The sequence below is a fragment of the Marinococcus sp. LNHM4E3-1 genome (genome assembly GCF_056034405.1).
On record NZ_JBQLID010000005.1, the window covers coordinates 89690 to 115408 of the forward strand.

General features: G+C 47.5%; 25 protein-coding genes. 19 read left to right on the top strand and 6 right to left on the bottom strand.

Annotated elements, in window-relative coordinates:
* Positions 1-7 precede the first annotated feature (7 nt).
* Genes ACTRXI_RS07070 through ACTRXI_RS07090 form a run of 5 tightly spaced genes read right to left on the bottom strand, consistent with a single transcriptional unit; the run spans position 8 to position 5129 of the window.
* Positions 8-484: a Na+/H+ antiporter subunit E gene (locus tag ACTRXI_RS07070; protein WP_474261752.1), complete on the bottom strand. Its 477-nt coding sequence runs from the start codon at positions 482-484 to the stop codon at positions 8-10.
* The gene (locus ACTRXI_RS07075; protein ID WP_474261753.1) at positions 484-1971 is read right to left on the bottom strand and encodes a Na+/H+ antiporter subunit D; all 1488 of its coding nucleotides are present in this window, start codon (positions 1969-1971) and stop codon (positions 484-486) included. The genes ACTRXI_RS07070 and ACTRXI_RS07075 overlap by 1 nt, the downstream gene beginning before the upstream one ends.
* Positions 1964-2305: a Na(+)/H(+) antiporter subunit C gene (locus tag ACTRXI_RS07080; protein ID WP_022793834.1), complete on the bottom strand. Its 342-nt coding sequence runs from the start codon at positions 2303-2305 to the stop codon at positions 1964-1966. Before ACTRXI_RS07080 ends, ACTRXI_RS07075 begins: the two co-directional genes overlap by 8 nt.
* Positions 2305-2727 (bottom strand): Na(+)/H(+) antiporter subunit B, encoded by a 423-nt coding sequence (locus ACTRXI_RS07085; RefSeq protein ID WP_474261754.1) that lies wholly within the window; start codon positions 2725-2727, stop codon positions 2305-2307. The genes ACTRXI_RS07080 and ACTRXI_RS07085 overlap by 1 nt, the downstream gene beginning before the upstream one ends.
* Positions 2724-5129, bottom strand: a complete 2406-nt coding sequence (locus ACTRXI_RS07090; RefSeq protein ID WP_474261755.1) for a Na+/H+ antiporter subunit A — start codon at positions 5127-5129, stop codon at positions 2724-2726. Before ACTRXI_RS07090 ends, ACTRXI_RS07085 begins: the two co-directional genes overlap by 4 nt.
* 366 nt (positions 5130-5495) lie before the next feature.
* On the opposite strand from ACTRXI_RS07090, the gene ACTRXI_RS07095 reads away from it, so the two are divergent.
* The 12 genes from ACTRXI_RS07095 (at position 5496) to holA (ending at position 16215) form a co-directional block, all read left to right on the top strand.
* The gene (locus ACTRXI_RS07095) at positions 5496-6014 is read left to right on the top strand and encodes a YqeG family HAD IIIA-type phosphatase (RefSeq protein ID WP_474261875.1); all 519 of its coding nucleotides are present in this window, start codon (positions 5496-5498) and stop codon (positions 6012-6014) included.
* A complete protein-coding gene (gene yqeH, locus ACTRXI_RS07100; RefSeq protein WP_474261756.1) occupies positions 6011-7114 on the top strand; it encodes a ribosome biogenesis GTPase YqeH in 1104 nt (367 codons plus the stop codon). The genes ACTRXI_RS07095 and yqeH overlap by 4 nt, the downstream gene beginning before the upstream one ends.
* The gene (aroE, locus tag ACTRXI_RS07105; RefSeq protein ID WP_474261757.1) at positions 7115-7966 is read left to right on the top strand and encodes a shikimate dehydrogenase; all 852 of its coding nucleotides are present in this window, start codon (positions 7115-7117) and stop codon (positions 7964-7966) included.
* On the top strand, positions 7959-8252 hold the full coding sequence (gene yhbY / locus ACTRXI_RS07110; protein WP_322525738.1) for a ribosome assembly RNA-binding protein YhbY: 294 nt from the start codon (positions 7959-7961) through the stop codon (positions 8250-8252). The genes aroE and yhbY overlap by 8 nt, the downstream gene beginning before the upstream one ends.
* 16 nt (positions 8253-8268) lie before the next feature.
* Positions 8269-8844, top strand: a complete 576-nt coding sequence (locus ACTRXI_RS07115; protein WP_474261758.1) for a nicotinate-nucleotide adenylyltransferase — start codon at positions 8269-8271, stop codon at positions 8842-8844.
* Positions 8831-9394, top strand: a complete 564-nt coding sequence (gene yqeK / locus ACTRXI_RS07120; protein WP_474261759.1) for a bis(5'-nucleosyl)-tetraphosphatase (symmetrical) YqeK — start codon at positions 8831-8833, stop codon at positions 9392-9394. The genes ACTRXI_RS07115 and yqeK overlap by 14 nt, the downstream gene beginning before the upstream one ends.
* A 13-nt stretch (positions 9395-9407) precedes the next feature.
* On the top strand, positions 9408-9764 hold the full coding sequence (gene rsfS, locus ACTRXI_RS07125) for a ribosome silencing factor (protein WP_474261760.1): 357 nt from the start codon (positions 9408-9410) through the stop codon (positions 9762-9764).
* 67 nt (positions 9765-9831) lie between these two features.
* Positions 9832-10581: a class I SAM-dependent DNA methyltransferase gene (locus ACTRXI_RS07130; RefSeq protein ID WP_474261761.1), complete on the top strand. Its 750-nt coding sequence runs from the start codon at positions 9832-9834 to the stop codon at positions 10579-10581.
* Between the two features lie 126 nt (positions 10582-10707).
* A complete protein-coding gene (locus ACTRXI_RS07135; RefSeq protein WP_474261762.1) occupies positions 10708-11331 on the top strand; it encodes a helix-hairpin-helix domain-containing protein in 624 nt (207 codons plus the stop codon).
* Positions 11332-11403: 72 nt separating this feature from the next.
* Positions 11404-12693 carry a homocysteine synthase gene (locus ACTRXI_RS07140; protein WP_474261763.1) on the top strand — a complete coding sequence of 430 codons (1290 nt, stop codon included), beginning with the start codon at positions 11404-11406 and terminating at the stop codon, positions 12691-12693.
* A gap of 114 nt (positions 12694-12807) precedes the next feature.
* On the top strand, positions 12808-15105 hold the full coding sequence (locus ACTRXI_RS07145; protein ID WP_474261764.1) for a DNA internalization-related competence protein ComEC/Rec2: 2298 nt from the start codon (positions 12808-12810) through the stop codon (positions 15103-15105).
* Between the two features lie 90 nt (positions 15106-15195).
* Complete coding sequence (gene holA / locus ACTRXI_RS07150; RefSeq protein WP_474261765.1) at positions 15196-16215, top strand: DNA polymerase III subunit delta; 1020 nt, start codon at positions 15196-15198, stop codon at positions 16213-16215.
* A gap of 31 nt (positions 16216-16246) precedes the next feature.
* On the opposite strand, the gene rpsT is transcribed toward holA, so the two are convergent.
* Positions 16247-16513 carry a 30S ribosomal protein S20 gene (gene rpsT, locus ACTRXI_RS07155; RefSeq protein ID WP_091611924.1) on the bottom strand — a complete coding sequence of 89 codons (267 nt, stop codon included), beginning with the start codon at positions 16511-16513 and terminating at the stop codon, positions 16247-16249.
* Positions 16514-16746: 233 nt separating this feature from the next.
* Here rpsT and lepA point away from each other — a divergent pair, with 233 nt between their 5' ends.
* The 7 genes from lepA to prmA all read left to right on the top strand — a co-directional run bounded on the left by lepA (position 16747) and on the right by prmA (position 25708).
* Positions 16747-18570, top strand: coding sequence for a translation elongation factor 4 (gene lepA, locus ACTRXI_RS07160; protein ID WP_474261766.1), 1824 nt, complete (start codon positions 16747-16749; stop codon positions 18568-18570).
* 59 nt (positions 18571-18629) lie between these two features.
* Complete coding sequence (gene hemW, locus ACTRXI_RS07165; RefSeq protein ID WP_474261767.1) at positions 18630-19772, top strand: radical SAM family heme chaperone HemW; 1143 nt, start codon at positions 18630-18632, stop codon at positions 19770-19772.
* A 79-nt stretch (positions 19773-19851) separates the two neighbouring features.
* Positions 19852-20886: a heat-inducible transcriptional repressor HrcA gene (hrcA, locus tag ACTRXI_RS07170; RefSeq protein ID WP_474261768.1), complete on the top strand. Its 1035-nt coding sequence runs from the start codon at positions 19852-19854 to the stop codon at positions 20884-20886.
* A gap of 93 nt (positions 20887-20979) precedes the next feature.
* Positions 20980-21564 (top strand): nucleotide exchange factor GrpE, encoded by a 585-nt coding sequence (gene grpE, locus ACTRXI_RS07175; protein ID WP_474261769.1) that lies wholly within the window; start codon positions 20980-20982, stop codon positions 21562-21564.
* 37 nt (positions 21565-21601) lie between these two features.
* Positions 21602-23449 carry a molecular chaperone DnaK gene (gene dnaK, locus ACTRXI_RS07180; RefSeq protein WP_474261770.1) on the top strand — a complete coding sequence of 616 codons (1848 nt, stop codon included), beginning with the start codon at positions 21602-21604 and terminating at the stop codon, positions 23447-23449.
* 171 nt (positions 23450-23620) lie between these two features.
* Positions 23621-24745, top strand: coding sequence for a molecular chaperone DnaJ (gene dnaJ, locus ACTRXI_RS07185; RefSeq protein WP_322525752.1), 1125 nt, complete (start codon positions 23621-23623; stop codon positions 24743-24745).
* An 18-nt stretch (positions 24746-24763) separates the two neighbouring features.
* Positions 24764-25708, top strand: a complete 945-nt coding sequence (prmA, locus tag ACTRXI_RS07190) for a 50S ribosomal protein L11 methyltransferase (protein WP_474261771.1) — start codon at positions 24764-24766, stop codon at positions 25706-25708.
* Positions 25709-25719 lie beyond the last annotated feature (11 nt).

Sequence of the window (25719 nt, forward strand, 5' to 3'; positions counted from 1 at the left end):
AATATCATTATCTGCTTACCTCCCTAATCGCTTTTTCGAATGAATTGCGGATTTCCTCTTGAGCCGCTTCCACACTCTGCAGGTCCATCGCATGGATAAACAATGAACGGTTATCCGGAGCAACTTCGACTACCAGCGTTCCCGGCGTAAGAGTAATTAAAAGCGACAGCAGTGTTATTTCCCATTCGTGCTCCAGAGTGGTTTCCATTTCAAAGATCCCGGGACTGATGTTTAGTTTAGGACTCAGGATCTGCCGGGCGACAGAGAAGCTGGACAGAATTAATTCTTTAAAAAAGATAAGCATCAGCACGAGGGCCGCATAGACCCGGTGGAAATACAGTCTCTCCCGGAAAAAGCCCCGCATGAAATACAGGACAAGAAGACCAAGAAAAAAGCCGCTGATAAAGGATGCAAACGACCATGCATCATTAATAATCATCCAAAGCAGAGCCATAACAATATTGATCATAATCTGAAACGACATTATGAATTCCCCCCTAACACAGCTTCAACATAAGCACGGGGATTGATCAGCGTTTCTGCGGCACTTTCCACAAAAGGATACATAATTTCGGCACCAAAGCCCATGAATGCAGACAGCGCTACGAGAAAGACGATTGGAGGCATCTGTGCTTTAATACTGCCGTACTGTTCTGCGTGGGTAAGCATTGGTTCTCCCAAAAAGCCCTGAAGGAAAATGCGTATTACAGAATAAAGTACAAGCAGACTTGCAATCATCATAACTGCTACGACAATATAATGACCGGCTTCAGCACCACCGACAACAAGCATCAGCTTGCCGGGAAAGCCCCCAAGAGGAGGAACGCCGGCAAGAGCGAGAGCAGAGATGAAAAACATCCAGGTGAGAAGCGGGTGGTGCTTAATAATTCCCCCCATACCTGAAAGCTTACTGGTGCCGGCTGCAGTAATCAGTGCCCCAATAATCAGAAAGAGTGCTGCTTTAATAACGATATCGTGCAGCAGGTAGTATATGGCCCCTACAAACGCATCGCTGTTTAATGAAGCGACACCGAAGAGGATAAACCCAACAGCTACAATAACATTGTATACTAAAATCAATTTAACATCTCTGTAAGCAATTGCACCGATAACACCAATAATCATCGTTACTGCTGAAAGGACGAGAAGGATGGTATGTGTAATGGCCGTATCTTCAGTAAAGATAACAGAGTAGGTTCTAAAAATGCTGTAGATGCCGACCTTGGTCAAAAGAGCAGCAAATATCGCCCCAATGGCTGTTGGAGGTACTGAATATGATCCTGGCAGCCAGAAGTACAGAGGGAATAACGCTCCTTTTAATCCAAACACGATTAAAAACAAAATGGCAATAACCGTGATAATCGGTTCAGAGCCTGCTTCACTGACCCGCTCGCTGAGCTGGGCCATGTTCAGCGTGCCTGTGACGGCGTAAAGGTACGCCACACCAATAACGAAAAAAGCGGAGGAAACGACGTTTACAATAACGTAGTTAAACGATTCCTTCAGCTGTGTTTTTGTACCGCCGTGGCCGATTAAAGCGTAGGAGGCTAAAAGAAGAACCTCGAAACAGACAAACAGGTTGAAAATATCACCAGTCAGAAAAGCTCCGGACACTCCGGCGATTAAAAACTGGAAAAAGGCGTAGTAATAATATTTTTCCCGCTCCACTCCGATGGTGCTGAAGGAGAAATAAATAATGGGCAGCGCCACAAGTGCCGTAGTCGTCGTTAAAAGTACGGCTAACGAATCTCCTACCAGAACAATGCCAAACGGAGCTTCCCAGCCGCCGAGCTCAAGAGTCATGATTCCGTTGGCCAATATGTACGTAAGCAAAAAGATATTGACGCCAATCAGGATCAGGCTCGTAATAAATGCCCAGGTACGCTGGGCGGTGACATGCTTTGGAAAAAACAATGCCACAATCCCTGCGATGAGAGGGATAAGGACCGGAAGGATCAGCCAATTACTCATCAGTATCAGTTCCTCTCAGTTGGTCAGTCTCAGCCGCCCCGGTCACTTTGTACGTACGGTATCCTAAAACGAGAATAAAAGACGTTACTCCAAAGCTGATAACGATAGCTGTCAGTATAAGAGCCTGGGGAAGCGGATCTACATAAGTATCAGCTTCAAGACCAAGCAGTGGGGGGGCGCCAGTCTTCAGCCCCGCCATGGTCAAAAGCAGCAAATGGGCTCCGTGGCTTAAAACTGAGCTGCCAATAATAATGCGGATTAAGTTTTTCGTCAGTATTAAATACAAACCGACAGTAAATAAGAAGCCGGCAAGGATAGACATAATTATTTCCACTATTTATCCTCTCCGATCGTTTGAATAATAGTCATAGCCGTTCCAATAACGACCAGATAAACACCCAGGTCGAAGGCGAGGGTCGTCGTCAGTTCCAGTTCACCCAGTACGGGAAAATGAAAATAACCGAAGGTTTGTGAAAGAAACGGTACCGAGAAGAAAAACGAGCCTACGCCGGTACCAACAGCAAATACAAGGCCGATGGCGGTCATAAGTTTGTAATCAATCGGCAGGGCCCGGCGGATTGTTTCCATATCGAAGGCGAGAAGCAGAAGAACTAGTGCAGCACTTGTCATCAGTCCTCCGATAAAGCCGCCTCCGGGCTCCTGGTGGCCGTTGAAAAAGATATAGACTGCAAACAGAAAGATGAGAAATGAAATGAATTTCGTTACTGTCTGCAAAATGATGTCGTTGTACTTCATTTATTCTCACCTCCTGCCAGCCGTAATTTAATTAAGGAGTAAACTCCGAGGGAGGCGATAGCTAATACGAGAATCTCAAGCAGGGTATCAAATCCGCGGAAATCCACTAGGATAACGTTTACGACGTTATTGCCGCCTGCTTCTTTGTAGCTGTTTTCCAAAAAGTAATCAGATATTGCCGGAAACAGTCTGGTGCCGCTGGCGGAAAGGCCGATTAATGTAACAGTGAGTCCGACTGCAGCTGAGATAACAAAGTTGACTGCATGAAATTTCGTTTCCTTCAGAGCATCGAAGATTTGAGGGAAATGATAGAAACAAAGTAAAAATAACGTCACCGAAACGGTCTCAATCGTCAGCTGCGTTAATGCCAGATCCGGTGCCCGGAATAATACAAAGAACAATGCCACCGTGTAGCCGAGCACGCCCAGGGAAATGACCGCCTTCAACCGGGACCGGGTAAACATAAGAATAAGGGAAGACCCTACCAGTACCAGAGAGAGAACGGCTTCATAAGGACTAACTGAAACCATATTTTCGAAATCGATAGTAAATGCTCCAGTACCGAAAAGCGAGAAAAGGAGCAGTACTACGGTGAAAGAGAAAATATATATAAAGTAATCTCTCACGAGCCCGGTCATATGCCAGGACATTAAGGCGTGAGAAGAGCGGTCAAGCCCTTCAAGAGAACGGTTGTACGCCTGATTAAACAGACGGTTTTCCGGAAAGATGGCGTGCATTTTATTCCATTTTTGCAGCGCCAGGAATATGGCCGTACCAAGCAGGACAACGCCGATAGTCATAAACAGTTCAAGGGAAAAGCCGTGCCAGAAGTAAATGTCCACCCCAAATGATCCTGTCTGGGCAAGCTCAGGCATAATAGACGCCATTGCCGGTTCGATAATCGTTGGCACGAGTGTGTTCGGGAAAAAGCCGATAAACAACACAAGAGCTACGAGAATGATGGGAGACAAAAGCATGCCAAGCGGAGCTTCATGTGGTTTGGTTGGAAGCTTTTCCTTCTGAAGCTTCCCGGTAAAGGTCCGGAAAATGATCATCATGGAGTAAACAAAAGTGAAAATACTCGCTGCCCAGGCGACGATTGGAAGCAGAATACCAATAGAATCTGCGCTGTACTGCGGGAAGTGAGTAATTTCAACCATGGACATGAAAAACATTTCTTTACTTAAAAATCCGTTGAATGGCGGCAGGCCAGCCATCGAAAATCCACCGATGACGGCAATGGTAAAGGAAATCGGCATTAATGTCATGAGACCGCCAAGCCGGCGGATGTCCCGTGTGCCTGTTTCGTGATCAATGATACCTACCATCATAAACAGGCTTCCTTTGTAGGTGGCATGGTTAATTAAGTGAAAAATGGCAGCTGCCACTGCAAGCGTGTAGGCGTTGTTGTCGATACTGTCATAGTGAAGCGCTGCAGCCCCGGCGCCGAGCATCGACAAAATCATTCCGAGCTGACTGACCGTGGAGTACGCGAGGATGCCTTTTAAATCGGTCTGTCGTATTGCAGAAAGGGATCCCCATATGAGAGTAAGAAGCCCGAAGCCAGTGACAAGCCAGAACCAATAGGCACTGACCGCAAACAGGGGGGTCATGCGGGCAACTAAATAAATGCCCGCTTTAACCATTGTCGCGGAGTGCAGGTAGGCACTAACCGGCGTCGGTGCCTCCATTGCGTCCGGCAGCCAGATGTGAAACGGAAACTGGGCCGACTTTGTAAATGCCCCGAGCAGAATCAAAAGCATGGCCGGCAGAAACAGCGGACTGTCGGCGAGCTGATCCGAAGCTTCCAGGATGCCGCGAATGCTGTAGGTGCCGGTTACAGAAGCGATCAGCACAAAACCAACTAAAAGGGCAAATCCGCCCATAACGGTGATAAGCAGTGATTTCAATGCCCCGTAGCGGGATTTTTCTTTTGTATACCAATAAGAAATCAGCAGAAATGATGAAATGCTCGTAATTTCCCAGAAAGTATATAAAACGATTAAATTATCTGACAACGTAAGGCCCAGCATGGCCCCCATAAAAAGCATCAGATATGTATAAAAATTATTTAACTGCTCCTTATGCTTGTCCAGGTAATAGATGGAGTACAGAACTACGAGAGCCCCGATCCCTGTAATCAGCAGGGCAAATAAAAGGCCGAGACCGTCCACATAGGCAATATAATTAATGCCCAGGGAAGGGATCCATTCGAATGTTTTCATGACGGAGCCCGTGCCGGAAACGTCCGGAAGGTAGCTCAAAAAGTAGCTGAAAAGAATAATAGGAACAATAAGTACGAACCATCCTGTATGTATACGCGGAATAAATTTATACAGAAGAGGCACCAGCACAGCAGCCAGAAACGGTGCAATGATGGCAAGGTGTAAAATAGTAAACATGAAGAACCTCCTTGTTAGTTTCGGTCGCCACTGAATTCTTTTCACATTATAGCGTATATCTAAACGCCTTGCATTAGAAGCGAATCCCGGAAACAGCAATCATTTCAAACACATATATAGGAAGAGACGGGGGCGCTTTTCACAATTTTTTTTTCAATATTGCATGACGTCTCTAAAGAAAATTGAAAAAAAAGCTTCTGACGGTTATACTTGCTGTTTGTACGGCTTATGACGGAAAACAACGCCAGGTTATTGCGATATTTGAATAAGGGTTTGTTAAAATAGAAGAAATAAGTGCGTTTTATATTACAGTGAGCTGCAGGCCGGAAGTTAAAGCGGGCCTGCTTGAAGGGGGACGGGATTTTGATTAAGCGATTTATGCCGAATGAATACTTGCCGAGTGTTTTAGATCTCGATTTAGAACACCTGCGTGAAAACAATATTAAAGGTATTATCACTGATTTGGATAATACTCTGGTAGAATGGGACCGGCCGGATATAACAAACGAGCTTGATGATTGGTTTTTCTTTTTACAGGAGCAGGGTTTTCAGGTAACTATTGTTTCCAACAATTCGGAGCACCGTGTGCGCTCGTTTTCAGAGCCAAACGGCATTCATTTCATTCATTCGGCCAAAAAACCGATGGGCCGGGCGTTTCGAAAAGCGACCAGACGGATGGGACTTAAAAAGCGTGAAGTGGTTGTAATCGGTGACCAGGTTCTGACGGATGTATTCGGAGGAAACCGGGCCGGATTTTACACGGTGTTAGTTGTGCCTGTGGCCCAAAGTGATGGCTTTCTGACAAAAATTAACCGGAAGATAGAACGCCGGTTAATGAAGCGCTTAAAAGACAGAGGATTAATTCAATGGGAGGATACACAATGACCGAAGAGCTGTACTGCGCCGGATGTGGGGCGCCTATTCAAAATGAGGATAAAAATAAAGCCGGGTACGTCCCGACATCAGCGCTAGTAGACAGAGCGACAGTGATCTGCCAGCGTTGTTTTCGTTTGAAGCATTATAATGAAGTTCAGGACGTGGACATGGAAGATCAGGATTTCCGTGATAAGCTGCATGAGCTCGGCAGAAAAAAAGCACTTATTGTAAAAATTGTTGATGTGTTTGATTTTGAAGGCAGCTGGATTCCGGGATTTCAAAGATATGTCGGAGATAACCCGGTGCTTTTAATGGTGAACAAAACGGATCTGCTGCCGCACTCTTTAAATGAAAACAAGCTTCTCCACTGGATTCGCCGTCAGGCAAAGCAGCAGGGATTAAAGCCAAAAGACGTTGTTTTGCTGAGTGCCAAAAATAAACACGGGATTAAAAAAGCTGCTTCAAGCATTGAAGAGCTAAGAAATGGCAGAGACGTGTACGTCACCGGGTGCACTAACGTTGGTAAATCTACATTTATTAATGCACTGATTGCTGAATTCGGCGAAAATGAAGAACAGGACATTACTACTTCTCATTTTCCGGGAACGACGCTTGACATGATTGAAGTCCCTTTAGATGAACAGGCGAGTCTTTACGATACTCCCGGACTTATCAACGATAAGCAGTTCGGGCGCACACGGAGTCTTAAGGAACGGAAAGAGTTTATTCCTGAAAAGGAATTAAAGCCGAAAGTGTACCAGCTTGAAAGCGGACAGACTATATTTATCGGCGGTTACGTGCGCATGGATTTTGTTGAAGGCGATCCTAATTCATTTGTTGTGTTTATGTCTAACCGGCTTCCGGTGCACCGCACCAAGCAGGATAACGCTGACCGCCTCCACCCGGACAGGGTCGGAGACGTATTAAAGCCTCCGTACAGTGTGGAAGATGCGCCGGAATTAACGAAGCACCGAATTGAAATTAAAGAGGAAAAAACAGATATTGTTGTGCAGGGCCTCGGATGGATTACGGTAACAAACGCCCGTGCTTCCGTGGATATTTACGTGCCGGTTGGTACAGGAGTATCAAAACGGGAGGCGGTGATTTAATTGCCAAAAACGCTGCTTGGCTTAATCGGCCATCCGCTCGGTCATTCGCTGTCGCCGCAAATGCATAATGAGCAATTCGGAAAACTAAGCATAGACGGGTACTACCATTTGTTCGATATGCCGGAAGAAGAGCTGCAAAAGGGTGTACAGGCGCTTCGGCAGCTAGGGGCTGCCGGCTTCAACATTACCATTCCCCACAAAGTACGGGTGATGGACTATATCGATAAGCTTGACCCCTCAGCCGAAAGAATCGGCGCGGTGAATACGGTCGTAAGAGAAAATGATGCGCTTGTCGGATATAATACGGACGGGGAAGGCTATCTGGAATCTTTACTGGCTGTACGTTCATTGGATCAAATCAAAAATGCAAACATTCTTGTGATTGGAGCGGGCGGGGCAGCGCGGGCCGTATGCTACGCGTTAAGCCTGCGGGGCCCTGAGAGCATTACTATTGTGAACCGCACGCAGGAAAAAGCAGAACAGCTGAAAAAACATCTGGAAGATATAGCAGCTATCAAAGTAGCGGCTAAAGAGGAAGCGGAAAGCAGGAACCATGAGTACGACATACTAATTAACACTACTTCGATTGGGATGAGCCCTGAGATAAACAATTCCCCCTGGAGCCTCAAAAATGTAAAAGCTTCTGCATTATGCAGTGACCTTATCTATAACCCTTGGGAAACCAGGTGGTTAAAGGATGCCCGGCAGGCAGGGGTCGACACATTGAATGGAAGTGGAATGTTTGTTAATCAGGGAGCGCTTGCGTTCAAGTACTGGACGGGGACGGAACCGGACCGTAAAGCAATGCAGGCACTTGTCGAAGACCATCTAAAAGGAGAAAACAATGCTTAATAATAAACAAAAGCGTACTTTGCGAAGAGAAGCACATTCGTTAAAGCCACTTTTCCAAATTGGAAAAGAAGGTATGAATGAACAAATTATTACACACGTAGATGAAGCGATTGAAAAAAGGGAAATTCTGAAGGTGAATCTTCTGCAGAACTGCATGGAAGACAAGCATGAAGTGGCGTCTGAGCTTGCTGAAGGTACCGGCTCTGAAGTTGTACAGGTAATCGGAAATACGATCGTATTGTACCGGAGATCGAAAGACAATCCTGGGATTGAACTTCCAAAGTAAACAAGGAGAAGCTATTATGAATGAACGTATCGGCCTGTTCGGAGGCACATTTGATCCGCCGCATTTAGCTCATCTGATTATGGCGGAAGAGGCAAAAAATGCATTAAATCTGGATGAAGTTTGGTTTATCCCAGTCCACACACCGCCACATAAGCAGAGGGAGAAAATGATTTCCGGGGAAGAACGTCTAAGGCTTGTAGAAGCAGCGATTGAGGATAATCCCGGATTTCGAACGTCCTCCGTGGAGATCGAACGTGGCGGACCTTCGTATACAATTGATACAGTACGCTATTTTAAGCAGCAGGCGCCCGAAACGGAGTTCTTCTTTTTGATCGGCGGCGATATGGCAGACCAGATGGATAAATGGAAGGATATTGAAAAGCTTCGCAGGCTGGTTGAATTTGTATTTGTAAACCGGCCCGGCTACAACGGCCGCAAGCCTTCATGGCTGACCCAGGTGGAAGCTCCTGTGATGCACGTTTCTTCTTCGATGATACGCCGCCGGCTCAGGGACGGCGAAACCGTCCGCTATATTGTGCCGGGTAATGTATTAAAAGAGATTGAGAGGAAAAAACTGTATGGACAAAAATGAAGCTCTTCAAATCGTTAAAAAACAGTTGACGGAAAACAGATACAAGCACACACTCGGTGTCCGGGAGACCGCTTTATATTTGGCAGAACGGTTTGATATCGATTATAATAAAGTAGAGATAGCAGCTATTTTGCATGACTATGCTAAATACCGTCCTGTCGAAGAAATGCGTGAACTGCTCCGTGGAAAAGAAGAAGCCGGCAGGTTTATCGCCTACGGGGACGAATTGCTTCATGCCCCGGCCGGTGCTTATTTCATTCAGACAGAAGCCGGGATTGCAGACGCGGATATTGTTTCTTCTATTTACTGGCATACGACCGGAAAGCCCAATATGACAGCTTATGAAAAGGTGCTGTTTTTAGCGGATTATATAGAGCCAAACCGCACATTTCCTGGAGTGGAAAAAGTCCGGGAGGCGGCAGAATCAGATATAGACGCTGCCATCATCATGGCTCTTGGAAACACGATTCAATTTTTAATTTCAAAAAATGTTCCTGTATTTCCAGATACGCTTGCCGCTTACAACGATCTGGTGATGGAGCACAAATAATGGAGGCCTGTAGATGAACGAAAAGGAACTGCTTGAATTAGCGGTACAAACTGCTGACAGCAAAAATGCACACGATATCGTAGCACTTGATATGAGAGGGGTTTCACCGATTGCAGATTATTTTGTTATCGGGCACGGCACTTCTGAAAAGCAGGTGCAGGCGATTGCCACAGAATTGAAAAAGGCTGCGCACAAGCAGGGTCTCGACGTACAGAGGCTTGAAGGCTATAACGAAGCCAAATGGGTGCTGATCGATCTCGGGGATGTCGTTGTACACATTTTTCATGAAGACGAAAGAAATTATTACAACCTTGAAAAATTATGGGGAGATGCCGCATACGTGGAACTCGAAACGGTGCTTTCCCAGTAACAATGTAAGCCAGAAAGGCCTGAAAAATCAGGCCTTTTTTCTAATTTAAAATGAAGGGAAGTGCAGCATGGCCCACTCAATGTATAACGGCTTTGCCGAAGTGTATGACCGGCTGATGGCTGAAGCTCCGTATGACGCCTGGAAAGAAACCGTCATAAAAGAAGTCCCGGCCAATAATCCCAAAATGCTTGAACTTGGATGCGGAACCGGAGAGATCATGAAACGTCTCTATAACGAAGGATTTCATGCTGACGGCATGGATCTTTCAGCAGACATGCTTGCAGTGGCAGCGCAGAAATGGAGTGCTTCACGGGAAAGACCTGTATTGTTCCATCAGGATATGAGGTTTTTGGACGCGCCGGATACGTACCAGCTCATTTTTTGTTTTTGTGATTCCCTGAACTATTTAACAAAGCCGGAGGATGTTAAAGCTACCTTTGCCGGTGTGTATAATCATCTTGAAGCTGGTGGTGCCTTTATGTTCGACGTTCATTCCATTCACTACATAGAGGATATTTTGTCTGAGGTTTCCTTTGCGGACAATGATGAAGAGATTTCTTTTATATGGGATGTGTATCCTTCAGAACAAATCTGGGAGGTTGAGCATGAGCTGACTATTTTTTCGAAAAATGCAGATGGCACCTACAGCCGGTTTGATGAAGATCATGTACAGCGTACATTTGCCGTTAATGAATACAAAGAGTGGCTCGAGGAAGCGGGTTTTTCGACTGTCCGTATCACAGCTGACTTCACAGCGGATTTTCCGGATGAAGAAAGCGAGCGCATATTCTTTTTGGCGAAAAAAACAGACAAATAGTGTAAAATATTGTAATATATAGAAGTGAACACTCTCCTCTTTTATACGGGGGCCCTGCTCCCTTCCCCTCCTGAATTTTCCCTTTACTAATTAAACAAATAAAAGAATCTGGAGTTGATGCTTTCTTTGACGAGCCGTTGGAAATTAATTGCAGTCAGCGCCGGCGGAGCCGTGTGCCTTGGAATTATGTTTCTATTATTTTGGAGCGGACTACCCGGGAAACAGGCGGAAAAGCAGGAATCTGTTCCATGGGAAAATCAATCGGACGAAACAGTGCAGGAAGAGGCCTCCGGAAGTGGTTCTGAGCAGGAAGCTGAAGAACCCGGTGGAGTGGTCCAGGTCGATGTGAAAGGGGAAGTGCATGCCCCGGGCGTTTATAAACTTCAGTCAGATGAGAGAGTCGAAGAAGCGATCCAGAAGGCGGGCGGAATTACGGACAAAGCGGATATGCTTCAGGTGAATCTTGCAGAAAGAGTAGAGGATGAGATGGTTATTCATATACCTGGGGAAGGGGAGGAAACAGTTACTGGCCCGCTCGAAGAAAGCAGTGAGGAAGGGTCTGTGGTTAATGTGAATGAGGCGGAGCAGGTGGATTTAGAAACTATACCTGGAATTGGCCCGGCAAAAGCCGCAGCTATTTTAAGCTACCGGGAAGAGAACGGTTCCTTTGAAACGATAGAAGACTTATCCAATGTGAGCGGAATAGGTGAAAAGACAGTGGAGCAGCTCCGGGATTACATTTCTCTCTAATATTTACTTTTCGAAATAGTCTGATAAAGTTAAGAAAGGAATACTATTGTTTTTAGAGAAAGGAGCTTTCCTGTGGAAGAACATAAAGACTGGAAACTTGAAACACTTTCTGTGCATGCGGGCCAAACTCCCGATCCGGCCACTAACGCAAGAGCGGTGCCTATTTACCAGACAACATCCTATGAGTTTAATGATACCGACCATGCCGCTGATTTATTTGGCCTTCAGGAATTTGGGAACATTTACACCCGAATCATGAACCCGACCTCCGATGTTTTTGAAAAACGAATGGCTGCGTTGGATGGAGGTATCGGTGCGCTTGCTACTGCAAGCGGCAGCTCCGCTATTCATATTGCCGTATTGAATATTTGCAGCGCCGGAGATGAAATTGTCGCTTCGAGCGGCTTGTACGGCGGCACGTACAACATGTTTATGCATACGCTTCCGAAAATGGGTATCCAGGTTCATCTGGTGGATGGTACGGACCCGCGGGCGTACGAGGAAAAGATAAATGAAAATACAAAATTAATATTCAGCGAAATTATTGGAAATCCCAATGGCAATGTACTTGATATCGAAAAAATTGCCGGGGTGGCTCACGATAACGGGCTGCCTTTAATAGTGGACGCTACGACAGTTACGCCTATTCTGTGCCGGCCCATTGACCACGGCGCGGATATCGTCGTACATTCGGCAACAAAATTTATCGGCGGACATGGCACGACGATTGGCGGCGTGATTGTGGACAGCGGAAAATTCAACTGGGATAATGGCAAATTCCCAGGGCTTACAGAGCCGGACCCGAGTTATCACGGTGTCGTATTTACCGAAGCGGTTGGAGAAATGGCCTATATTTTAAAGGCACGTGTGCAGCTGCTGCGTGATTTAGGACCAGCTATTTCTCCAATGAACTCATTTTTGCTTCTCCAGGGGCTTGAAACGCTTCATCTGCGAATGGAGCGTCACTGTGAAAACGCCGAAAAGACAGCGTCATTTCTGGAGCAGCATGAGCTGGTGGACTGGGTGAACTACCCCGGACTTTCTTCACATGAGACGCATGCTACAGCGGAAAAGTATCTGCCGAAAGGAAAAGGGGCCATCCTGACCTTTGGCATCAAAGGTGGTCTCGCCGAAGGGAAAAAATTTATCGAAGCCTGCAATCTGCATTCGCACGTAGCGAATGTCGGAGACGCAAAGTCGTTAGTTATTCATCCGGCAAGCACCACGCATCAGCAGCTCTCTGAGGAAGATCAGCGTGCGGCAGGGGTATCGGCAGACCTTATCCGGGTTTCCGTTGGCATCGAACATATAGACGACATTCTTCGCGATTTAGAAGAAGCCCTCCAGGAAAGCCAGAAATAAACCACGAACGACAAAGCCTGCCTCGCTGGGCAGGCCCTTTCTTTTTCTTTTTCCTATCTTAATATTTAACATTTGGGGGTGAACACGATCCCCGTCCTATGGATACTTATATCTATGACAGCCCCAGTCGGAATGCTGCTCCGTGGAGATTTCTGGATGTGGGGGATTATTTGGCTTTGCTTCGGCGCCGGTTTTATCATATTGCGGCGCTTTCGGGTATTTGCTGCCGGTGCAGTATTAACACTGATCTTTGCCGGAAGCTCCTGGTACTGGGTGGAACACAACGATTCATTTTTTAACGGCACCGAATCAGAAATTACTGGTACCGTAGCCTCGCCTCTAACGTATGACGGCGGAAGGGCCCGTTTTGAACTTCGTACGGATACGGGGGAGTTCATACCGGTTACATGGTGGTTTGACACTGAAGAAGAAATACAGCAAAGCAAAAGTCTTCTTCCGGGAGAACAGTGCCGGTGGAACGGGGAAATGAAGGCACCGTCGACCGCTGGTAATCCCGGCGGATTCAGCTACGAGACTTATCTGTACTGGGAAAAAATACATTGGCTGTTTACGGTGGATAATAGTCAGAACGTTGAATGCTTTGCACGCTCAACGGGAGCCGTTGACACCCTCCAGCGGATCCGGGCCCAGCAGATGCAGCGTATTGAAAGGTTCTTTCCGCAACAGGCCGCTGGTCTGGCGGGCTCTCTGCTGTTTGGGGACCGTGCGTCAATGGCCGGCGAGGTGGAGGAAGCATACCGCTCGCTTGGTCTCGTGCACGTGCTCGTCGTTTCCGGCATGCATGTTGCCATTATTAGTGGGGCTGTATTTTTTCTGCTGAAGCGAATCGGGGTGACGAAGGAACGCTCCTATACGGTGATTCTCTGCCTTTTGCCCGTATATGCTGTACTGACCGGTGTAGCTCCCTCGGTGCTTCGTGCGGCCCTTGCTGCAGGATTTTTTATCGGCTGGCAGAAATGGGGGCCCCGCGGGCGGCATATGGATCCGGTAATTATTCTTTTGATGGTGATGGGGGTTATGCTCATTCTCAGTCCGGGCTATCTTTTTCACATCGGTTTTCAGCTCTCCTTTTTATTAAGCGCCCATCTGCTTCTGTGCAGAAAAAGAATGGCAGCCGCCGGGAAATGGATGAATATGGTCTGGGTTGCCGGTTCGTCAATGCTTGTTTCTCTACCTGTAATACTATGGAACTTCTATCAATTTTCTCTATGGAATGTACTGATTAATTTTTTGTTCGCCCCGGTTCTTCTATTCCTCGTTCTCCCCTTTTTGTTTTTGAATTACCTTCTTTCCTTTTTTATTGCTTCTCCTCCCGAAATCTTTTCTTTGGTTTTTTCAGCAATTGATTGGATGCACGAACTTTTTATCTATCTTGCCGGTATGCCGTGGTCCACAGTACTTCTCGGAAAGCCGGGTCCTGTTTTTATCGTTGTATATGCGGCAGGATGCATGGTGTTTATTACAGCGTGGAACAAAAACATGCGAAAGACAGCTATGTTTCTATCAGCAGCAGTCATGCTCGCGGCAGCAGTCTGGCAGTGGACGGCTCCTTATACAGATGGTCGGGGAAGAGTGACCTACCTTGACGTCGGGCAGGGAGACAGCACAGTCATTGAACTGCCTTACAGGCAGGGCGTGATGGTTGTTGATGGGGGCGGACGGGTAAGCTTTAACGACGAAGAGTGGAAGGAACAGGAGTCTCCCTTTGATCCCGGTGAGGCCGTCGTTGCTGAATATTTAAAATACCGGGGAATCCGCAAATTGGACACGGTAGTTGCGACGCACGGGGACGCTGACCACGTGGGCGGCCTGAAATACGTGGTGGAGCATGTGCCCACAGACGAACTATGGTATGGCAGAAGCGCCCAGTATGAGCCCGGGGAACGGGAGCTTTTGGCAGCGTTTGACAAACATACAGATATTAGGATCGTCGAAGGCGGGGAAAGTCACCATATTGGGAATACGCCTTTTTATGTTCTGCATCCCGGGGGTGAATCGGAGGATAAAAACGATCGTTCTGTTGTGTTGTATTTTGAGCTTGGCGGAAAGCGCTGGCTGCTGACCGGGGACGTTTCCACCGAACAGGAAAAACAGATAGTGCAGGCTTATCCTGGGCTGCAGGTGGACGTTTTAAAAACGGGTCATCACGGCAGCAGAACATCCACGGCCAAAGATTTTGTGGCAGCGGTTCAGCCGGAGCATGCGGTTATATCAGCAGGCTACTGCAACCGTTTTGGCCACCCTCATCCGGAACCTCTCGAAATACTTGAAAAAGCGGGCGTAAATATATGGCGTACGGATCTTCAGGGAGCTGTCCAGTTCATCACTTCTTCCCGGGAGACGCCTGGTATACTTACGGCAAGAGAGGAAATGCTTCCGGTGTGCAATTAAGTCAGGGTTTCTCGTAGGAATAAAAAAGAAAATAAGATAAAATAGAAAGAGAATACGTTCGGAAAGTGTGAGCAGATGGATTATATAACGATGGAAAAGCAGATACAGCAGGAGGACGTACAGCCGTTTTACCTTTTGCAGGGTGAAGAAGGCTATATGATTCAGGATATTCAGCAGAAAATTATTGGAAAAGCACTGGCGGAAGAGGAGAGAGAATTCAATCTGTCTACATTCGACATGCGTGAGACACCGGTGGAAATTGCTGTAGAGGAGGCGGAAACTCTCCCTTTTTTCGGAGAGCGGCGGGTGATCGTGCTTAAAAACTGCTACTTTTTAACGGGGGCAAAAGAGAAAGAGAAGGTGGAGCATAAAATCGAAGCGCTTGAAACATATGCCAGGAAGCCGAATCCTACTACTGTGTTAATACTGTCCGCGCCTTATGAAAAGCTCGACGCCCGGAAAAAGGTAGTTAAGGAAATTAAAAAACAGGCTGTGGTACTAGAAGCAGCCGCCGCCGGAGAAGAGACGATGAAAAAATGGATGCAGCAGTTTAATCAGGCCCACCAGCTTACAATGAGCCGCGAAGTCATGGACCGTTTTATTGTTCTTGCCGGGAAAGACCTTCTGATGCTTGCCGAAGAAGCGAAAAAGCTGCAGCTTTATACGGGGAGCGGGGAAGTGATGATGGAAACAGTGGATAAACTGGTGCCGCGCTCGCTTGAGGACAACGTGTTTGAACTGGTGGACGCCGTAGTCAAAGGCCAGGCAAAGACGATGCTGCGCATATATTACGACCTGCTTAAGCAGGGAGAAGAGCCGATCAAGATTCTGGCTCTGCTTGCCCGTCAGATCCGTATTATTTATCATGTAAAAAACCTGAAGCAGCAGGGCTATTCGCGAAAACGCATGGCCGGTTCGATTAAAGTCCATCCGTATGCGGTACAGCTTGCTGAAAAGCCGGCGGCGGCATTTTCGCATTCGTACCTACAGGACGCTCTGAAGCTGCTTAGTACTACGGATTACCAGATGAAAGCCGGGAAAATGGATAAGCAGCTCGCCCTCGAGCTCTGTTTTATGAAGCTTGTCTCGGGCCAGAAAATTGGACAATAAAAAAACGACTCGGGCCCGAGTCGTTTTATCCTTATTGTGCTACTGCGCTTAGGCGCTTGTGCATTCTGGATTTAGCGCGGTTGGCCGCGTTTTTGTGAATCATGTTTTTGCTGGCTGCTTTGTCTACTTTCTTCATCGCGAGCGCGTAGGAATTCTTCGCAGCATCAACGTTGTTTGCATCGATGTTTTTGTCGAATTCTTTAATAGCCGAACGCATGGAAGAACGGAAAGCCTGCTGCTTCACGCGTTGATTTTCGTTAATAATCACGCGCTTTTTTGCGGATTTAATATTTGCCATGGTGGTCACCTCCTTTAGTTACCGGTCGTTTCTTTTATCAGCACAAAAGGATTCTATCAAAAATCACGACTGAGCGCAAGATTCAGCAGGAAAGAGTTAAATGGATGAAATTTTCAGAATTAAAGCGAAGCGAACGCGAACATTGAAGGAAGAGCGGGGCATTGCTATAATAGACGTTAGTCTCTGCGAACGGAACGCACGGCAAAGTAGTAATAACAGGAGTGATCGAATCAATGAAAGAGCAGGAAAAAATTGAGCGCCAGAAGCGCATTCGTAACTTTTCGATCATCGCCCATATTGATCACGGGAAATCGACGCTTGCTGACCGGATTTTAGAATCGACCAGTGCGTTGACCCAGCGTGAAATGAAAGACCAGATGCTGGATGCGATGGATTTAGAAAGAGAACGCGGTATTACGATTAAACTTAATTCTGTACAGCTGAAATATACACATACAGATGGAGTGGAGTACATTTTTCACTTGATTGACACTCCGGGGCACGTCGACTTTTCCTATGAAGTGTCGCGAAGCCTGGCAGCCTGTGAGGGGGCCCTTTTGATTGTAGATGCCGCTCAGGGCATTGAAGCCCAGACGCTCGCCAATGTGTATCTTGCCCTCGATAACGATCTGGAAATTCTGCCTATTATTAATAAGGTGGATCTGCCGAGCGCAGAGCCTGAACGGGTGAAGCAGGAAGTCGAGGATGTTATCGGCCTGGACGCTTCGGAAGCAGTACTTGCTTCCGCGAAGGACGGAATAGGCACAGACGAAATTTTAAGGCAGATTGTTGAAAAGGTGCCGCCACCGCAGGGTGATCCTTCAGCTCCGCTGCAGGGCATGATTTTCGACTCTGTATATGATACGTACCGCGGAGTTATCGCCTATATCCGGATTAAAGAAGGAACGGTCAAGCCGGGGGAGAAAATCCGGATGATGCAGACTGGAAAAGAATTTGAAGTATCGGACGTCGGCGTATTTAATCCGAAGCCGGTCTCCTGCGATGAACTGACAGTGGGGGACGTTGGATTTATAATTGCCGGTATTAAAAACGTTGGCGATTCAAGAGTCGGCGATACAATTACAAACGCCCATAATCCGGCCGCCGAGCCGCTGCCGGGTTACAAACGCATGAATCCAATGGTTTTCTGCGGCCTGTTCCCGACAGATGCAAGCAAGTATAACGCGCTCCGGGACGCACTTGAACGGCTGGAGCTTAACGACAGCTCACTGCAGTTTGAAGCAGAAACCTCCCAGGCACTCGGCTTCGGTTTCCGCTGCGGGTTCCTCGGCCTGCTGCATATGGAAATTATACAGGAGCGCATTGAGCGCGAGTATAATATCGAGCTGATCACCACTGCACCGAGCGTTATTTATCACGTGCAGATGGTGGACGGGGAAATGAAAGAGATCGATAACCCTTCCAACATGCCGGATGCCCAGCAGGTGGAATGGGTGGAGGAGCCGTTCGTAAAAGCGACCGTCATGGTGCCAAATGATTACGTAGGCGCCGTTATGGAGCTATGCCAGGCTAAACGCGGCGAATTTAAAGACATGAAGTATATGGATGATACGCGTGTGAATATCGTCTACGACCTTCCGTTAACCGAAATTGTCTATGACTTTTTCGATCAGCTGAAGTCCCAGACAAAAGGTTATGCTTCATTTGATTATGAGTTTATCGGCTTTAAAGAAAGCAATCTCGTGAAGATGGATATTTTGTTAAACGGGGAAAGTGTGGATGCGCTGTCCGTTATTGTCCACCGGGACGTGGCCTATGAACGCGGGAAAGCTATCGTTGAAAAATTAAAAGATTTAATTCCACGCCAACAGTTTGAAGTGCCGGTTCAGGCGACAATTGGGAAAAGCGTCATCGCCCGTTCGACCATCAAAGCCATGAGGAAAAACGTTTTGTCCAAATGCTACGGCGGCGACATTACGCGGAAGCGTAAGCTGCTTGAAAAGCAGAAGGAAGGTAAAAAACGCATGAAAAGCGTTGGCAAAGTAGATGTTCCGCAGGAAGCATTTATGTCTGTATTAAAGATGGATAAAGACTAAGCAAAGCGGGCTGCCTTCCGGGCGGCCTTTGCTTTTTCCATAAAGAAGGAGAGAAAAGCGTGGCAAAAGGATTGTACGTCCACATCCCTTTTTGCGAATACATTTGTTATTACTGCGATTTTAATAAATTTCTCATTAACAACCAGCCGGTCGATGAGTATTTAGAAGCACTGGACCAGGAACTCGCCTCCTACACGATGGACCAGCTGCAGACGGTTTATATCGGAGGGGGGACACCGACAGCTCTTTCGGCTGTACAGGTGGAGAAGCTGATGCAGATCATGAACCGGCACGTTCCGGTGACCCAGCTCAAGGAATATACGGTAGAGGTGAATCCGGGAGATGTAGGTGAGCAGAAGCTGTCGCTGCTGAAGGCAGGCGGAGTGGACCGGCTGAGTATTGGTGTTCAGACGTTTCACGATTCCCAGTTAAGCAGTATCGGCCGGGGACATTCTGCAGATGAAGCGAAAGAAACAGTCCAGGCAGCCAGACAGGCCGGCTTTGATAACATTTCAATTGATTTAATGTTTGGGCTGCCGGGCCAGACGATGAAGGACTGGGAAGAAACGCTTGATGAAGCAATGGCGCTTGCTCCTCCGCACGTGTCGGCTTATTCATTGAAGATCGAAAAACAGACCCGGTTTTATAATTGGTGGCGTGAAGGAAAAATAGCTCCGCTGCCGGAGGAAGAGGAGGCGGATATGTATGAGCTGCTTGTGGATCGTCTCGAAAGCCACGGGCTTGATGCTTATGAGATCAGCAACTTTGCACGTGCCGGGTACAGCAGCCGTCACAACCGGATATACTGGCAGAATGAAGAATATATTGGTGCCGGTGCGGGCGCTCACGGCTACACCGACGGCGTGCGGTACGCCAACATTAAACCGTTGAACCATTATATCCAGGCAGTTCAGGAAAAAGGCAGCCCAGTACAAACGACGCATCCGGTAACGAGAAAAGAACAGATCGAAGAGGAAATGTTTCTCGGGCTTCGGTTATATGAAGGTGTATCTACGGAGCGTTTTTATCAGAAATACGGCTGTGCCGTGGAAGACATATATCCGGAAAGCATTCAGGAAGCGAAGCGGAAGGAGTGGCTCACAGAAGCAGACGGCCGTTTGTTTTTAACAGAAGAAGGAAAGCTGCTCGGTAATGAAGTGTTTGCTTTATTTTTATTGGACGATGAGCCTGAAAATAATTGACAAAGCAAAAATCCTTTGATAGCTTATAAAATAGATTTAGCACTCGGATAAAACGAGTGCTAACAGAGGAGAATGTGTAATGCTTACCGATCGACAATTACTCATTTTGCAATCGATCATTGAAGATTATATTCAATCGGCCGAACCTGTAGGTTCAAGAAGCATCTCCAAAAAAAACAGCATTACGTTCAGTCCGGCCACCATCCGTAACGATATGGCGGATTTGGAAGAGCTTGGTTTTTTGGAAAAAACCCACAGCTCGTCCGGACGCATTCCTTCCCAAAAAGCTTACCGGCTGTATGTGGACCGCCTGCTGCTGCCGTACCGTTTCAGTGAACCTGAGATGAACAACATTCAATCGCTTTTTGCCGGTAAAATACTCGAAGCTGAAGAAGCAGTAAAGGAAACAGCCGGCATTTTGTCTGAATTGACGAGCTATGCCTCTATTGTGCTTGGCCCGGAAATGTTTGAATCGAGACTCAGGCAGATTCAGATTGTTCCTATTGGAAAAGAAGCAGCTGTTGCTGTCATCGTGACAGATACAGGATATGTGGAAAACCATACGGTAGCTCTTCCCCCAACGCTTGAAGCAGGGGAGCTCGAACAAATTACGAACATTTTAAACGAGCGGCTGCGGGGAATTCCGCTTTATCAGCTGCAGCGGGCGCTGTTTTCTGAAGTGAGAGACGTTTTAAAGAGGTACGTGCTCAACTACGAAGCAGCTCTTTCGTTTACGGAAGAGGCTCTCCGGAAATCGAGGCATGAAAAGATCTTTTACGGAGGCAAAACCAACCTGCTCAACCAGCCGGAATTCAAAGATGTAGACCGTGTGCGGGCTCTGCTCGAATTAATGGAGGAAGAGCATCTGATTCACGAGCTCTTAAAACCAACCATTAACGGTATGACGATTAGAATTGGGCAGGAAAACCCCAATGAAGCGTTTGAGCACTGCAGCATCATCTCTGCCACGTATTCCCTCGCTGGGAAGCCGGTAGGAACCATTGGTATTGTAGGGCCAACGAGAATGGAATATCAAAAAGTTATCAGCCTAATTAATCATCTTTCTTACGGCCTTTCAAATGTGTTGGATGACTTGTACCGGAGAGACTCTTAATGATAGTATTTGTTATTGGTTGATGAACTTAATAAAGAGTCGGATATAGTATGGCTTTGAACGATAGCAACAGCATTTATGGAGGTGGCGCAGGTGAGCGAAAAGAACAAGCAGCAGGAAGAGGAAAAAAAAGATCAGGAAGCACCAAATGAAGAAGAAGTAACCGAAGAAGACGTCGAAATCCTCGAGCCGGAAGATGTTGAAGAGGATGAACTTGAAGAGGAATCCGGTTCGCGTGAAGCAGAGCTCGAAAAAGAAATAAACGAATGGAAAGACCGTGCTCTTCGTGCTCAGGCAGATTTAGAGAATGTGCGCCGCAGAGCAAAAGCGGAAAAAGAGGAAGACGCCAAATACCGGGTCCAGCCTCTGGCAGAGGAGCTTCTGCCGGTAATGGACAATTTTGAAAGAGCGATGCAGACCAAGCCCGATAACGAAAGTGCCCAGTCATTTATTGACGGCATGGCCATGGTCTACAATCAATTCAGATCTGCACTCGAACAGCAGGGTGTGGAAGAAATCCCGGCACAGGGCGAATACTTTGACCCAACCATTCACCAGGCTGTCATGCAGGCTGATGAAGAAGGGTTTGAGTCTAATCAGATTGTGGAAGAAATGCAAAAGGGATACAGACTGAAAGATCGTGTGCTGCGCCCTTCAATGGTAAAAGTGAACAACTAATAATTCAGATATAGAGTACTGTATAGGAGGAAGAAAAATGAGTAGAACAATTGGCATTGACTTAGGTACAACAAACTCTTGTGTAGCCGTTATGGAAGGCGGGGAAGCGCAGGTTATTCCGAACCCGGAAGGCAACCGCACAACTCCTTCCGTTGTAGCATTCAAGGACGGCGAACGTCAGGTAGGGGAAGTGGCTAAGCGCCAGTCCATCACAAATCCTAACACGATCAGTTCCATCAAGCGTCACATGGGTACAGATTACAAGGTGGAAATCGAAGGCAAAGAATACAATCCGCAGGAAGTTTCTGCGATTATTCTCCAAAAATTAAAGTCGGACGCTGAAAGCTATCTTGGCGAGACTGTTACAAACGCAGTTATCACAGTACCTGCGTACTTTAACGACTCCCAGCGTCAGGCAACAAAAGACGCCGGCCGTGTTGCAGGTCTTGAAGTAGACCGTATCGTAAACGAGCCGACAGCTGCAGCACTTGCCTACGGCCTGGAAAAAGAAGAGGACCAGACTATCCTCGTATTTGACCTCGGCGGCGGTACATTTGACGTATCCATTCTTGAGCTTGGCGAAGGCTTTTTCGAAGTTCGTTCCACGTCCGGCGACAATAAGCTTGGCGGTGACGACTTTGACCAGGTGATTATCGACCATTTAGTGGATGAGTTCCGCAAAGAAAACGGTATTGACCTTTCCCAGGATAAAATGGCTGTGCAGCGCTTGAAGGATGCAGCAGAAAAAGCGAAAAAAGATCTTTCCGGCGTTACGCAGACACAGATTTCCCTGCCGTTTATCACAGCAGATCAGAGCGGACCGAAACACCTTGAGCTTACACTGACACGTGCTAAGTTTGATGAGCTTTCCTCGAAGCTGGTTGAACGCACAATGGGACCTACAAGACAAGCAATGAAAGACGCTGGTCTCAGTGCTTCCGAAGTGGATAAAGTCATCCTTGTTGGTGGTTCCACACGTATTCCTGCTGTACAGGAAGGCATTAAAAACTTAACTGGTAAAGAACCACACAAAGGTGTTAACCCGGATGAAGTGGTAGCCGTAGGTGCTGCTGTTCAGGCAGGCGTACTAACCGGTGATGTAAAAGACGTTGTACTGCTCGACGTTACACCACTCTCCCTCGGTATCGAAACGATGGGCGGAGTAACAACGAAATTAATCGACCGGAATACTACAATTCCGACAAGCAAATCCCAGACGTTCTCAACAGCAGCTGACAATCAGCCTTCTGTGGATATTCATGTGCTTCAGGGTGAGCGTGAAATGGCCGCAGACAACAAAACGCTTGGCCGTTTTCAGCTGACCGATATCCCGCCAGCTCCGCGCGGCGTACCTCAAATCGAAGTTACCTTCGATATTGATGCTAACGGTATTGTGAACGTACGTGCGAAGGATCTTGGCACAAACAAAGAGCAGTCTATTACCATCACTTCTTCCTCCGGTCTTTCCGAAGAAGAGATTGAACAAATGGTAAAAGATGCTGAAGAAAATGCAGAAGAGGACAAAAAGCGTAAAGAAGAAGTAGAAGTGCGCAACGAAGCGGACCAGCTCGTCTTCACGACAGAAAAAACATTGAACGACCTCGGCGAAAACGTAACAGAAGACGAAAAACAGCAGGCTGAGGACGCAAAAGAAAAAGTGAAAACTGCGCTTGAAGGCGAAGATATTGAAGCCATCCGCACAGCGAAGGACGAGCTTCAGGAAATCGTTCAGCAGCTGACAACGAAAATGTATGAACAGGCAGCGCAGCAGGCTCAGCAGGAGCAGGGCGAAGCCGGCGGCGAAAGCAGTGACGACACTGTAGACGCTGACTACGAAGACGTTAAAGATGACAATGATAACAGTGATAACAACAAAAACAGCTAACGATCTGTAGCGCTGATGAATGGGGCTGTCCCGAATAGTGGTCACTTGACTGCTTCTATTCAAGGGGATGGCCCCTTCTTTCTGTAATGAATATGTTTTTCAGATTGAAGCGTCTTCTTGTAGAATGATAAGATAACACGTATGGACAAGAGCGAGGAGTGAAGATGAACGATGAGTAAACGCGATTATTACGACGTGCTTGGCGTCAGCAAAGACGCAGACGAGCAGGAGATAAAAAAAGCATATAGAAAACTGGCACGCCAGTATCACCCGGACGTCAACAAGGAAGACGACGCCGAAGAAAAATTTATTGAAATCAAAGATGCCTATGATACATTAAGCGATCCCCAGAAGCGTTCGAATTACGATCGTTTCGGCCATGAAGATCCAAACCAGGGCTTTGGCGGCGGCGGAGCCGGAGCAGGCGGCTTCGGCGGCGGCTTTGGCGACATTTTCGATATGTTTTTCGGCGGCGGTGCTTCAAGAGATCCAAATGCTCCACGGCAGGGGGCGGATCTGCAGTATACGATGACGCTCACCTTTAAGGAAGCAGCCTTCGGCAAAGATACAGAGATCGAAATTCCAAAAGAAGAAAATTGTGAAACGTGCGGCGGCGACGGCGCAAAGCCAGGCACAGAAAAAAGAACGTGCCGCCAGTGCGGCGGGCAGGGTCAGATGAACGTAGAACAGAATACGCCGTTTGGCCGTGTCGTGAACCGTCGTGTGTGTGACCGCTGCAGCGGCTCAGGCGTTGAAGTCGAAGAAAAATGTCCTACATGTAACGGAAACGGCCGCATCCGCCGGAACAAAAAGATCAATATTCATATTCCGGAGGGCGTCGACCACGGCCAGCAGATCCGCGTGAGCGGTCAGGGCGAGCCGGGTGCAAATGGTGGACCACCGGGCGACCTGTTTGTCGTTTTCAACGTACAGCCGCATGAATTCTTTGAACGTGACGGAGATGACGTCTACTGCGAAATGCCGCTGACATTTGTTCAGGTAACGCTTGGCGATGAAATTGAAGTGCCGACACTGCGAGGTAAAGTTAAATTGAAAATACCGGCTGGCACCCAATCGGGAACAAAATTCCGTCTCCGGAATAAAGGCATTAATAACGTCCACGGACGCGGCCAGGGCGATCAGCATGTGAAAGTCCAGGTAGTGACACCGAAGAAACTGACGGACCGGCAGAAGGAACTGCTGCGGGAATTCGCAGAAATCAGCGGCGATGAAGAAACCGATGAACAGCACGGAAATTTCTTTGACCGTGTGAAACGGGCGTTTCGCGGAGAGTAAAAAGGGAGGAGCAGACATATGAATTGGATTGAAATTTCTGTCCATACTACCCAGGAGGCCATTGACCCTGTATCGTTTGTGCTTCAGGAAGCAGGAGCAAGCGGGGTCGTGATTGAAGATTCGGCCGACCTGGAGCGGGAATGGGAAGAGGCAGAAGACGAATGGTTCATGCTTTCTGAAGATAATTATCCGGATGAAGGCACGCTTGTGAAAGCCTATCTTCCGATGACAAGCTACGTCACCGATACTGTGGAGGAAATTAAGCAATCCATTAATGAACTGCTCCTTTACGATATTGATTTAGGACGAAACCAGGTAGTGCTCAAAGAAATCGCCGAGGAAGACTGGGCAGAGGCCTGGAAAAAGTATTACAAGCCTGTCCAGATCACGAATAAAGTTACTATTGTGCCTTCCTGGGAAGAGTATGAAAAAAAGAGCGGGGAAAAAATCATTACGCTGGATCCGGGCATGGCGTTTGGCACCGGCACCCACCCGACAACCGTGCTCAGCATGCAGGCGCTTGAAGAGTACACACGTCCGGGTAATGCAGTGCTGGATGTCGGCACCGGGTCCGGCGTGCTCGCTATAGGGGCATGCTTATTCGAAGCAGGAGAAATTCTTGCGCTCGATCTTGATGAAGTAGCCGTCAGGAGTGCTGAAGAAAATATCAGCCGAAACGGGATGGCAGATAAAATCACCGTGGCCCAATCGGATCTGTTGGAATACCGGTCGATGCAGGCAGATATCATTGTGGCTAATATTTTGGCACCTATCATTATCCGCCTTGCAGAGGATGCGTTTAGTTCCCTTCAGCCGGATGGTGTGTTTATTACTTCAGGCATCATTGAAAGCAAACGTACGGATGTCGAACAGGCTCTGACGGAAGCGGGTTTTGTTATTGAAGATGTGCGGGCAGTCGAAGACTGGCTGTGCATTATCGCCCGCCGGCCGCAGACACTTTAAAGGAGAGGAAT

Excerpts from the sequence above, each read along its gene's own strand:
- dnaK (WP_474261770.1), top strand. The coding sequence starts at position 21,602 with ATGAGTAGAACAATTGGCATTGACTTAGGTACAACAAACTCTTGTGTA.
- ACTRXI_RS07085 (WP_474261754.1), bottom strand. The coding sequence starts at position 2,727 with ATGAAGTACAACGACATCATTTTGCAGACAGTAACGAAATTCATTTCA.
- dnaJ (WP_322525752.1), top strand. The coding sequence starts at position 23,621 with ATGAGTAAACGCGATTATTACGACGTGCTTGGCGTCAGCAAAGACGCA.
- ACTRXI_RS07090 (WP_474261755.1), bottom strand. The coding sequence starts at position 5,129 with ATGTTTACTATTTTACACCTTGCCATCATTGCACCGTTTCTGGCTGCT.
- yhbY (WP_322525738.1), top strand. The coding sequence starts at position 7,959 with ATGCTTAATAATAAACAAAAGCGTACTTTGCGAAGAGAAGCACATTCG.
- ACTRXI_RS07075 (WP_474261753.1), bottom strand. The coding sequence starts at position 1,971 with ATGAGTAATTGGCTGATCCTTCCGGTCCTTATCCCTCTCATCGCAGGG.
- ACTRXI_RS07115 (WP_474261758.1), top strand. The coding sequence starts at position 8,269 with ATGAATGAACGTATCGGCCTGTTCGGAGGCACATTTGATCCGCCGCAT.
- rsfS (WP_474261760.1), top strand. The coding sequence starts at position 9,408 with ATGAACGAAAAGGAACTGCTTGAATTAGCGGTACAAACTGCTGACAGC.
- holA (WP_474261765.1), top strand. The coding sequence starts at position 15,196 with ATGGAAAAGCAGATACAGCAGGAGGACGTACAGCCGTTTTACCTTTTG.
- prmA (WP_474261771.1), top strand. The coding sequence starts at position 24,764 with ATGAATTGGATTGAAATTTCTGTCCATACTACCCAGGAGGCCATTGAC.
- yqeH (WP_474261756.1), top strand. The coding sequence starts at position 6,011 with ATGACCGAAGAGCTGTACTGCGCCGGATGTGGGGCGCCTATTCAAAAT.
- hrcA (WP_474261768.1), top strand. The coding sequence starts at position 19,852 with ATGCTTACCGATCGACAATTACTCATTTTGCAATCGATCATTGAAGAT.
- rpsT (WP_091611924.1), bottom strand. The coding sequence starts at position 16,513 with ATGGCAAATATTAAATCCGCAAAAAAGCGCGTGATTATTAACGAAAAT.
- ACTRXI_RS07145 (WP_474261764.1), top strand. The coding sequence starts at position 12,808 with ATGACAGCCCCAGTCGGAATGCTGCTCCGTGGAGATTTCTGGATGTGG.
- ACTRXI_RS07130 (WP_474261761.1), top strand. The coding sequence starts at position 9,832 with ATGGCCCACTCAATGTATAACGGCTTTGCCGAAGTGTATGACCGGCTG.
- yqeK (WP_474261759.1), top strand. The coding sequence starts at position 8,831 with ATGGACAAAAATGAAGCTCTTCAAATCGTTAAAAAACAGTTGACGGAA.
- lepA (WP_474261766.1), top strand. The coding sequence starts at position 16,747 with ATGAAAGAGCAGGAAAAAATTGAGCGCCAGAAGCGCATTCGTAACTTT.
- ACTRXI_RS07070 (WP_474261752.1), bottom strand. The coding sequence starts at position 484 with ATGTCGTTTCAGATTATGATCAATATTGTTATGGCTCTGCTTTGGATG.